Raw genomic sequence first — 8,833 nt, 5'->3', positions numbered from 1 at the left:
TCGTGCTCGACAACAAGACCAGCGCGATCCTGCCCTGGCACAGGACCGGCTACGTGTTCATCAAGCGCGAGAGCCAGGACGCCGTCGCCTGGGTGTCGCTGGGCGGCGTCACCTCGCCCGTCACCACCGCAAACCGCTGAGCGCGATCAGGCGGCGCGGCTCAGCGACGAGTGAGTGAGGCTCGCGACGTAGGTCTCGACGCGGCCGATGAAGCCGGCCAGATGAGGCGCGATACCCCGCAGGCTGGCGAGATCGCGGACGAGGATATCGCGGGACAGCACGCGATCGCCGTCGCTCGGCGCTCCGGCGAGATAGGAATCCACCGCGTGCTCCGCGATGCCGATGGCACCGGCCCGGCCATCCTCGGCGAGCGCTCTGATCACCTGCTGGATGGCGGGCTGCATTACGGCGACCTTCTCACGGTGCGGCCCCATCCTCGGATGAACGGCCGGGATTTTGCGAATCGAGGGCGACCGGAGGAAGTCCTGCGCGGGCGCGCTGCTGAGAAGCCGGCAAAGCCGCCGCGAATCAAGGCTTTCCGCGGGGGTACACCGGCCATTCCGCTGGTGCATACGGGCGCCACGAGTTCTGCGGACGCAACACTGGTCTAAAACGGAACCGATCCACGGGGTCGGGCGTTCTATCGCCCCTCCAGACCCGTTGTGCGTCGCGAAAAGCCGTGTCACCCTCCCGTCATCATCGGGCGGCGGGGGCTTGGACCATGCGGCACGCGGATGGCGGACTCACATTTGAGACGTTCGGCCCCATTCAGTGGCGAGGCTGGGCCGGGCCCACGCGCCGGGCGCGCCAGGCCATCAGCTTCGCCCTGGTCGGCACGATCCTGACGCTGAGCGGCGCCACCACCCACGCCCATGCCCGCCTGATCCTGCCCAACGAGACCTCCGTCACCGAGCCGACCGGCGCCGTGCGCGCCATCGCGGGCTGGACGGAGTTCTGCACGCGGGCGCCGCGGGAATGCACCGTCGATACCGCCGAGCCGCCCGCGATCCCGCTCACCGTGGCGGTCTGGCGGACGTTGACGAGCGTCAACCGCCGGGTGAATGCCCGAATCCGGCCCCTCACCGACCAGGCGCACTGGGGTGTCGTCGACCGCTGGGACTTCCCGGATGACGGTTTCGGCGATTGCGAGGATTACCAGCTGCTGAAACGGCGGATGCTGGTGGAGCGCGGCCTGCCGCGGCGAACCCTGCTGATGACCGTGGTGATCGACGAGACCAACGAGGGACACGCGGTGCTGACGGTCCGCACCGATCGGGGCGACTTCGTCCTCGACAACAAGACCGACGCGATCCGGCCCTGGCGGCGCACCGGCTACAGCTTCATCAAGCGCGCCGGCCAGGACGGGCCGGCCTGGGTTTCCCTGGAGGGCAAGGACGGCGCCGCCCAGGTGGCGACGGCCGAGCCGTGACCTCCGTCGGCCGGGAAACCGGTCTGCTAGGCGGTGCCGCGCGACGCCACCAAGCGGGCTCGCGCACGGGGTCGTCCTACCCATCCCTCACAGCCTGCCCCTCATCCTGAGCTGCCGTGATCGACAGGCCCCGGTGGGTGGGCTCCTGGGGATCGCGCGGCCCTCCGGAGGGCTCCGTCGAGGCCCGCGCTGCGCTCGGGCCCCTCACCGTGAGGGCGGGGATGGTGTGGTCGCTCCTTCAGGAGCGCGCCATCGTCCTGATGTCGCGCGGCGTCGCCCTCAGGCGCCGACCAGCATCGCCGCGAGGTCGAGGGCGACGCGGCCCGACAGCAGGCCCCAGCCGCAGGCGATCAGGGTCGCCAGCATGACGAACGGTATCGGCCGCCCCTCGATCCGCCGGCCACGCACGGTGTTGCGCAGGATGATGAAGGGCGCCGAGAAGGCCAGCATCGGCAGGGCGGCCACGGCCGGCAGGCCGCCGCGCTCCAGCAGGCTGAAGCTCGCCCGCCGCGCCGCGAACAGCTCGAAGGCGCTGGCGATCAGCCCGGAGAGCGCGAGGCCGATGCACAAGGTCCGTATCGATTCGAGGGCGGTTGGCGACACGACCATTATTCGCGCTCCTGGACAGGTAGCGCGCAGTTTAGCCGGGTCATTTACCGGTTGTTAAGCAATACCGCCGGTTAGCCTTAACCCGTGCACAGGCGCGGGCCCGTCGAACCCGCTCCGGAGCCGGTCCCGCCGGGCTTCGCGCCTCAGGCCTCTTCCTCGAGGTCGATGTCGAGGATCGCCATCCGGAAGACGAAGGAATCGTCGCCGTCCTCCTTGTCGTCGGCGATAACACCGATCGATTCCTCGCCGATGAACACCTCGGCGGAATCGCCGGTCTTCATCGCGGTCAGGCGGATGTTGTTGTTCGCGAACTTGCGACGCAGGTAGTCCTGAAGCTTCGCGGTCTCGGCTTTGGTCACGCTGTCTCGTCTCCCTGGCGGCGCGGGCGCCGCGGATGGGCCGTAGGCCTGTGGGCGGTGGGCCTGTGAGCGGTTGGCTTGTGGGCGGTGGGCTTGCCATGCCTGCCGCGGGGCGGCAAGCGCGACCGTCCAGAACCCGTCGCCCGATCAGATGCCGTCGCCGAGGTGGATAAACGGGTCGACCGCGACGAGCTGGTCCATCGCGCGGGCCGGATCGTCGCAGCCCGCGGTGCCGACCACGCGGGCCGGCACGCCGACCACCGTGGTGTTGGGCGGCACCGGCCGGAGCACCACCGAGCCCGCCGCGACCCGGGCGCAGGCCCCGACCTCGATGTTGCCGAGGATCTTGGCGCCGGCCCCGATCATCACGCCGTGGCGGATCTTCGGATGGCGGTCGCCGCGCTGCTTGCCGGTGCCGCCGAGGGTGACGGCGTGGAGGATCGACACGTCGTCCTCGATCACCGCGGTCGAGCCGACCACCAAGCCGGTGGCGTGGTCGAGGAACACCCCGCGCCCGATCCGTGCCGCCGGATGGATGTCGCACTGGAACACTTCGGAGATGCGGCTCTGAAGATAGAGGGCGAGGTCGCGCCGTCCGCGGTTCCAGACGTGGTGAGCCAGGCGATAGGCCTGGAGGGCATGGAAGCCCTTGAAGTAGAGGACCGGCTCGAGGGCCCTGAGGGTCGCGGGGTCGCGGTCGATCACCGCGCCGATATCGGCCCGGAACGCTTGTCCGATGGCCGGGTCCGCGGCGATCGCCTCGTGGAAGGCGTGGGCGACGAGGTCGGCCGGCAGGGCCGGATGCCCGAGCCGCGCCGCGACCCGGTGGGCGACGGCCGCCTCCAGGCTCGCATGGTTCAGGATCGTCGCCACGATGAAGGAGGCGAGCTGCGGCTCGGAGCGCAGCACGTCCTCGGCCTCGGCACGCAGCCGCGACCAGACCGGATCGACGACCGCGAGGTCGTGGGCCTCGTGATGGAAGGCTGGGCTGGCGCTCATGGACGGACGCTCATGTCCGAGGCTCCGGCTGGCTGTCCGCAGCTCCGGCGGGGGGACGGATCTTCTCCCCGAGTGGGGCGCAGGAAGCCGCGGGTTTCCGGCGCCGGGAAGAAGGAGGAATAACGGTCCCGCCTAGCGTGGTGTGCTGCAGCGCGTCGATCAAGGGCCCGCGCGGTTCCGGCGCTGCGCCGGAGACATGGCTGTCACCGAACCGGAGCGTGGCGGATTACCCCGCCGCCGGTACGGCCATCCCGAAGCGGGCCTCGATCGTCGCGGTCAGGCGGTCGAGCATCGTCGGGACCGGGATGTTGGAGGTGTCGACGGTGGCGGGCGCCCGGGCGTAGAGCGGCTCGCGGCTCGCCAGGACCGCGCGCAGCTCCTGCATCGCCGAGGCATGGTCGCCCGTGGTGGCGAGATGGCCCTGCTCACGCACGCGGCTCATGTGCTCCTCCGGCCGCGCCCGCAACCAGATCGTGTAAAACGCCTGGAGAAGCAGATCGTAGGTCAGCGGCTCGGCGACGATGCCGCCGCTGGTCGCCAGGATCAGTGGCCCGGGATGTTCGGTGAGGCGGCGCAGCGCCTGCTGCTCAAGGCGCCGGTAACCCTCCTGGCCGTAGATCGCGAAGATCTCCTGCACCGAGAGGGCGTTCTCGCGTTCGATCTCGGCGTTCAGCTCCACGAAGGTCCAGCCCAGGCGCTCGGCCGCGAGCTTGCCCAGCGTCGACTTGCCGGCGCCCCGCAATCCGATCAGCGCGACCCGCAGGCGGCCGGTGGATTCGGGCCGGCTGCCGCCGGAGAGCGCCTCCTTGGCGGCTGCGATCTGCGCCGGGCTCGCCTGGCTGAGGAGATCGCGCACCACCGGCCAGTCCGGCAGCGCGTCGTTGCCGGTGATCAGGTCGTCCAGCCGCACGCCCATGGCGTTGGCCACCCGCCGCAGCAGGATGATCGAGACATTGCCCTGGCCGCCCTCGAGCTGCGCGATGTAGCGCTCGGAGAGACCCGACGTCTGCGACAGGACCTTGCGCGACAGGCCGCGCACGGTGCGCGCGTGCCGGACACGGCGCCCGAGGTCCGTGAGAAAGAGAGATTCCTGTTCCACCACGCCGGTCATGGCGCCGTCCGCTTTCCTGCCAGCTCGAAAGCAGAGGTCGTGCCCTGCATGTCTGACGCTTCGAGATCAATCATGCATCGCGATCCCGGGCGACTGCCCGAACATCCGCGCGGCGACCGGCGTTTCCTGCCCGGGGTTCTGTGTTGCGCCGCCGCCGTCCGGCCGCTGTGACCGGGCCCGAGCGATGCCGGGCCGGTCCAACCCTGATGCTGGCGTGGCGCTTATGTGTTGCGGAACACCGCGATGGTCAAGCCGCAGGCATGATCCTAATGTGGGCAGCAGCGCGGGAAAGCGGCGCGCCCCGAGCCCGGGCCGGCTATTCCACCGGCAGGGCCGCCGCCTCGCGCACGGCCGCCCCGACCGGTGCGCGCCGGGGCGACGCCGCGGCGAGCGTCTGGACCGTCGGGCGCCGTGGCGGCAGCGGGACGTCGACCGCGTCGGAGATCGGCGCCGAGGCGCCCGATTGCGGCGTCGGGCTCGCCGGGACGGCGGACTCGGCCTGGGGTGACAGGCGCAACTCGGCCAGCGCGGCCGGCGCTGTGGCCTGGAACGCGACTTGGGATGCGACCGGAGATCCGGCCGCCACGGCGGTCCCGAGGACGGCGGGCCGGCGCGGCGGCAGCGGCACTTCCACGGCCTGAGCCGCCGGCTCCGTTGCAACCGGAGCGGAGGCCGCCGGATTCGGCGCGGCCGGCTCGAGCGAGAGGCTCGCGAGCTGGATCGTTCCGCCGGCCAGCGCGGCCGGGCGGCGGGGCGGCAGAGGCACCTCGACGGTCTCGGTCGGCACCTCCGCCACCGAGGCGGCGGGGGCGTAGGCCAGCGCCGCCGCGGCTGGGTTCCTGGCATCCGCCGCGCCGCCGCCGAACAGGCTCGCGAGGGCGCTGGCCGAGGCCGCCACCGGCGCCACCACGGCGGCGACCTCCGTGGAGATGCCCTGGCGCTTGGCGGCGTAGTAGTAGCCGCGGTTGTAGTAGCTGTAGGCCTGGGTGAGGTTGCCCTGGGCCGTGCGGTAGGCGCCGGCGAGATAGGCGACCCCGTAGCGCAGGTTGGTCGCCGGATCGTAGAGGCCTGCGGCGTCGCCCGTGTAGCCGAGGCTCCGGGCGGTCGCGTGCTTGATCTGCATCAGGCCCAGGGCGCTGCCGCCCTTGGCGTTCGGATTGTAGTTGCTTTCGCGCTTGACCACCGCGTGGACGAAGCTCGCCGGGACGCCGTTCGCCTTGGCCTGCTGCTCGATCAGCGCGTCGATGTTGTCGCGCGCGGCCTGCCCGAAGGCGGCGGCGGGCACAACCGCGAGGACGGCGGCCAGGAGAAGGCGATGCATTCCGAGACCCGGTGCTGCTTGTTCTGTGGTCAAGCTAGGTCGCGGGCAAATGAGGCCGGAAAGCGGCCCCGCTCCGGCAAGCTGTGGGCGACCGGTGTGGCGGGTCGGGGTCCGGGTCCCCTGTGCTTCGGCGGCCACAGGGGCGGCCGGCTACATGACGCGGTGGGGTTGTCCACAGGGCGGCCTGCGGAGGCGACCCGCATCGGGCGGACCGTCAGGGGAGGATGAAGCGATCGACCGCGTGGGCGAAGCCGTCCGCGTCGTTGCTGTCCGTCACGGCGCTGGCCGACGCCTTCACGGCGTCCTCGGCATTGCCCATCGCCACCGAGAAGCCGCTGCGGGCGAACATCGGCTGGTCGTTGCCGGCATCGCCGAAGGTCGCGATCCGTTCGGGCGGAATGTCGAGATGCCCGCTCATCCAAGTGACGAACTGGCCCTTGTCGAGATGGGGCGGGGTGACGTCGAGGTAGTATGTCTGCGAACGGTGCACCGTCGCCCTCTCCGCCAGCGCCGCCGCGATCCGGGTCTCGCAGTCCGCGAGGTGGGCGTGGTCCCGGCTCACGCCGACGATCTTGGCGGCGGCACCCATGAGCGTGCCGAGATCCGCCACGACCCGCGGCTCCGCGCCGATCGTGCGGCGCTCGAGGTCGGTGTAGGGCCCCTGCGGGTCACGCAGGCACCACGCGCCCTGGGCGAAGACCCAGACGTCGAGCCCCTCCGCCAGAAGGCGATCGAGGGCCGCCCGGGCCGCGGCCTCGGGAATCGTCCGCTCGGAGAGGGGCGAGAGGTCGGGCCGCACCACACTGGCGCCGTTGAACGCCCCCATCGGCAGGTCGAGGCCGAGTTCGGCCACGAGGTGCCGCAGGCCGATCGGCGGGCGCGCCGAGGCGATGCTGAAGCCGATCCCGGCCGCCCGCAGGCGTCCCACGGAAGCGACGGTCTCGCCCGTGAGGCGCTTGTCGCCGGTCACCAGGGTGCCGTCGACGTCCGAGATCACCAGGGCGATCCCCGCGGCCTTGCCGGATTCCGCTGCCATGCCTCACTCCGCTCCCGGTCGCCCGCGCGTCTCCGCCGCGAGCCGCGCCACGACCCGGTCGACGATCGACTCGGGCTCTTCGTCGATCCCGACGGTGATCGGGCGCTCGTCGGGCCCGGGGACCTCCAGCGTGGCGAACTGGCTGTCGAGGAGCCGGGGGGACATGAAGTGGCCCCGGCGCGCGGCCAGCCGCCCGGCGACCAGGGCCTTGTCGCCCTCCAGATAGACCAGGCGCACCCGGGGGCTCCCGCCGGTGAGGACGTCCCGGTAGGCACGGCGCAGGCCCGAGCACACGACCACGCCCGACTCGCCGGCCTCCAGCCGATGCCGGATCCATGTGGCGATCCGGGCCAGCCAGGGCGCGCGATCCTCGTCGTCGAGGGCGTGGCCCGCGTGCATCTTGGCCACGTGCTCCGGGGTGTGGAAGCTGTCGCCGTCGACGAAGATCCAGCCGAGCCGCTCGGCGATCAGCGCCGCGACGGTGCTCTTGCCGGAGCCCGAGACGCCCATCACCACGAGCACCTGCGCGGCCGCGGCGGCCGCATCGGTCACCCCCGTCTGGGACGTCATCCGGACCTCGCGGAACCGAAGGCGTCCTCGGGACGCCGGTCACCCTTCAATAGGCCGGGCCACGCGGAAGGGAAGGCCGCGGCGGGAAGCCGGACTCTCCGCAGATGGGCCGGAACCGCCTGCGAACCCCCGCGTTGCCCGAGGGACGACAGAACATTTCAGGAACAAGAACCTCATGGCCAAGACAGCCTCGAAGACCGAGTCCAAGGGCGCGTCCACCCAGGATGCGGCCCAGGACAATCCCAAGACCGATCCGAAGGACGTCTCGAATCAGATCAAGGATCCGAGCGAGTGGACCACCGGCGGCGAGCCGATGACGGGTGCCCAGGCCTCCTACCTGAAGACGCTGTCGGAGGAGGCCAAGGAGCCGGAAGCCTTCGACGCCGACCTCGGCAAGGCCGAGGCCTCGCAGCGGATCGACGACCTGCGCCACAAGGCCGGCCGCGCCTGATCCGCGCGAACGCGTCCGTCCCGGGCCCATATTCGGCCGGGACGGACGCGAAAGCCGAGTTTCGCAGACCGCATTAAGCCCGCGGCAATGGCAGATGCGCTAGAAGGAGGCGCGGAATGCGGTGCCGACCGGGCGGCGGAGCATGACGAGGGGGCGGTTGCGACGATGCGTGTGCCGGACTGCGAAAGGATGGCGCGGGTTGCCGCTCACGTCCGGATCCTGTCGGGCTTCGCGGCCGGCCTCGGTCCCCTGCTAAGCCGGTTCCGCCGCGATGCGCACGGCGCCACGGCGATCGAGTATGCCCTGATCGCCGGCCTGATCTTCCTGGCGGTGGTCGGCAGCCTCCGCACCTATGCCTCGCGGGTAAACGGGGTCTATGACCAGATCAGCACGGCGGTGAGCCAGAACAACTGAGCGGGCTTCCAGAGCCCGCCGCCGGGCTGCCGCAGGGCCTCGGCGGCCGGCGCTGCCGCGTCGGGCCCGGACGGCCCGGCACGCCGGCGATCCCGCAGGCGCCGCCGGGCGTGACCGCGACCTCCTCACGGGACGACGGCACCGACAGCGCTCCGGGGCGTCCGGCCTTTCCGGCTCCCGCCCGCGAAGCCGAAACAATCTTCACCCGTCTGCCCCGAAAAAGCTGTGCTTAGCGAGGATGAAACTCGGGTCTCGGCCGTCGCCGACGGAGTGTGGCTCACCCGCCACGGACACCCGGGTCACCATGGGCTAGGCACGGGCTCGGCACTACCGATGGGCAACATCTGGATGCACAAACTTCCCCTCGTGCTGCTCGCCGTTTCGGCGATGTCGGGCTGCACGTACCTGCCGGCGGCGGGTCCGACGGCGAGCGCGATCCAGGCGGGCGCGGAGGTCGCGACCGCCGACGGGGGCCTGCTGGCCCGCTACGAGATCATCGACGTGACGCCGGCGGTGGTGGAGGCCCTGCGCGGC

General features: G+C 71.3%; 12 protein-coding genes and 1 pseudogene. 5 read left to right on the top strand and 8 right to left on the bottom strand.

The genetic code is table 11. From position 1 onward, the window contains the following. The coding region (locus tag MKK82_RS01125; protein WP_243984232.1) for a transglutaminase-like cysteine peptidase at positions 1-140 on the top strand (140 nt) is incomplete at its 5' end. Between the two features lie 6 nt (positions 141-146). Here MKK82_RS01125 and MKK82_RS01120 read toward each other — a convergent pair. Then, positions 147-404 (bottom strand): hypothetical protein, encoded by a 258-nt coding sequence (locus tag MKK82_RS01120; protein ID WP_243984328.1) that lies wholly within the window; start codon positions 402-404, stop codon positions 147-149. A gap of 317 nt (positions 405-721) precedes the next feature. Here MKK82_RS01120 and MKK82_RS01115 point away from each other — a divergent pair, with 317 nt between their 5' ends. After that, on the top strand, positions 722-1,429 hold the full coding sequence (locus tag MKK82_RS01115) for a transglutaminase-like cysteine peptidase (RefSeq protein ID WP_243984326.1): 708 nt from the start codon (positions 722-724) through the stop codon (positions 1,427-1,429). Positions 1,430-1,708: 279 nt separating this feature from the next. Here the strand turns inward: MKK82_RS01115 and MKK82_RS01110 are convergent, their stop codons facing one another. The 7 genes from MKK82_RS01110 to MKK82_RS01080 all read right to left on the bottom strand — a co-directional run bounded on the left by MKK82_RS01110 (position 1,709) and on the right by MKK82_RS01080 (position 7,434). Then, a complete protein-coding gene (locus tag MKK82_RS01110) occupies positions 1,709-2,038 on the bottom strand; it encodes a DUF6949 family protein (protein ID WP_238293937.1) in 330 nt (109 codons plus the stop codon). 143 nt (positions 2,039-2,181) lie between these two features. Next, positions 2,182-2,397, bottom strand: a complete 216-nt coding sequence (locus MKK82_RS01105; protein ID WP_007565940.1) for a DUF3126 family protein — start codon at positions 2,395-2,397, stop codon at positions 2,182-2,184. Positions 2,398-2,544: 147 nt separating this feature from the next. Further along, positions 2,545-3,396: a serine O-acetyltransferase gene (cysE, locus tag MKK82_RS01100; protein ID WP_238293939.1), complete on the bottom strand. Its 852-nt coding sequence runs from the start codon at positions 3,394-3,396 to the stop codon at positions 2,545-2,547. A gap of 226 nt (positions 3,397-3,622) precedes the next feature. After that, the gene (locus MKK82_RS01095; RefSeq protein WP_238293941.1) at positions 3,623-4,507 is read right to left on the bottom strand and encodes a helix-turn-helix transcriptional regulator; all 885 of its coding nucleotides are present in this window, start codon (positions 4,505-4,507) and stop codon (positions 3,623-3,625) included. A 316-nt stretch (positions 4,508-4,823) separates the two neighbouring features. Then, the gene (locus MKK82_RS01090; RefSeq protein WP_243984324.1) at positions 4,824-5,828 is read right to left on the bottom strand and encodes a transglycosylase SLT domain-containing protein; all 1,005 of its coding nucleotides are present in this window, start codon (positions 5,826-5,828) and stop codon (positions 4,824-4,826) included. A 214-nt stretch (positions 5,829-6,042) separates the two neighbouring features. Next, positions 6,043-6,864: a Cof-type HAD-IIB family hydrolase gene (locus MKK82_RS01085; RefSeq protein WP_243984323.1), complete on the bottom strand. Its 822-nt coding sequence runs from the start codon at positions 6,862-6,864 to the stop codon at positions 6,043-6,045. 3 nt (positions 6,865-6,867) lie between these two features. Further along, positions 6,868-7,434: a gluconokinase gene (locus tag MKK82_RS01080; protein WP_238293955.1), complete on the bottom strand. Its 567-nt coding sequence runs from the start codon at positions 7,432-7,434 to the stop codon at positions 6,868-6,870. Positions 7,435-7,609: 175 nt separating this feature from the next. On the opposite strand from MKK82_RS01080, the gene MKK82_RS01075 reads away from it, so the two are divergent. From MKK82_RS01075 to MKK82_RS01065, 3 genes and pseudogenes are all read left to right on the top strand, one after another. Continuing rightward, the gene (locus MKK82_RS01075; RefSeq protein ID WP_238293957.1) at positions 7,610-7,885 is read left to right on the top strand and encodes a DUF3072 domain-containing protein; all 276 of its coding nucleotides are present in this window, start codon (positions 7,610-7,612) and stop codon (positions 7,883-7,885) included. A 189-nt stretch (positions 7,886-8,074) separates the two neighbouring features. Continuing rightward, positions 8,075-8,299 (top strand): Flp family type IVb pilin, encoded by a 225-nt coding sequence (locus MKK82_RS01070; RefSeq protein WP_238293960.1) that lies wholly within the window; start codon positions 8,075-8,077, stop codon positions 8,297-8,299. A gap of 348 nt (positions 8,300-8,647) precedes the next feature. Next, positions 8,648-8,833 (top strand): annotated as a pseudogene (locus MKK82_RS01065) (sugar transporter); the annotation flags it as partial.

Source organism: Methylobacterium sp. E-046, from assembly GCF_022829625.1.
Classification (GTDB): Bacteria; Pseudomonadota; Alphaproteobacteria; order Rhizobiales; family Beijerinckiaceae; genus Methylobacterium; species Methylobacterium longum.
This window is presented reverse-complemented; position numbering and strand designations above follow the sequence as displayed.

Excerpts from the sequence above, each read along its gene's own strand:
- MKK82_RS01075 (WP_238293957.1), top strand. The coding sequence starts at position 7,610 with ATGGCCAAGACAGCCTCGAAGACCGAGTCCAAGGGCGCGTCCACCCAG.
- MKK82_RS01095 (WP_238293941.1), bottom strand. The coding sequence starts at position 4,507 with ATGACCGGCGTGGTGGAACAGGAATCTCTCTTTCTCACGGACCTCGGG.
- cysE (WP_238293939.1), bottom strand. The coding sequence starts at position 3,396 with ATGAGCGCCAGCCCAGCCTTCCATCACGAGGCCCACGACCTCGCGGTC.
- MKK82_RS01070 (WP_238293960.1), top strand. The coding sequence starts at position 8,075 with ATGGCGCGGGTTGCCGCTCACGTCCGGATCCTGTCGGGCTTCGCGGCC.
- MKK82_RS01110 (WP_238293937.1), bottom strand. The coding sequence starts at position 2,038 with ATGGTCGTGTCGCCAACCGCCCTCGAATCGATACGGACCTTGTGCATC.
- MKK82_RS01120 (WP_243984328.1), bottom strand. The coding sequence starts at position 404 with ATGCAGCCCGCCATCCAGCAGGTGATCAGAGCGCTCGCCGAGGATGGC.
- MKK82_RS01085 (WP_243984323.1), bottom strand. The coding sequence starts at position 6,864 with ATGGCAGCGGAATCCGGCAAGGCCGCGGGGATCGCCCTGGTGATCTCG.
- MKK82_RS01080 (WP_238293955.1), bottom strand. The coding sequence starts at position 7,434 with ATGACGTCCCAGACGGGGGTGACCGATGCGGCCGCCGCGGCCGCGCAG.
- MKK82_RS01115 (WP_243984326.1), top strand. The coding sequence starts at position 722 with ATGCGGCACGCGGATGGCGGACTCACATTTGAGACGTTCGGCCCCATT.
- MKK82_RS01090 (WP_243984324.1), bottom strand. The coding sequence starts at position 5,828 with ATGCATCGCCTTCTCCTGGCCGCCGTCCTCGCGGTTGTGCCCGCCGCC.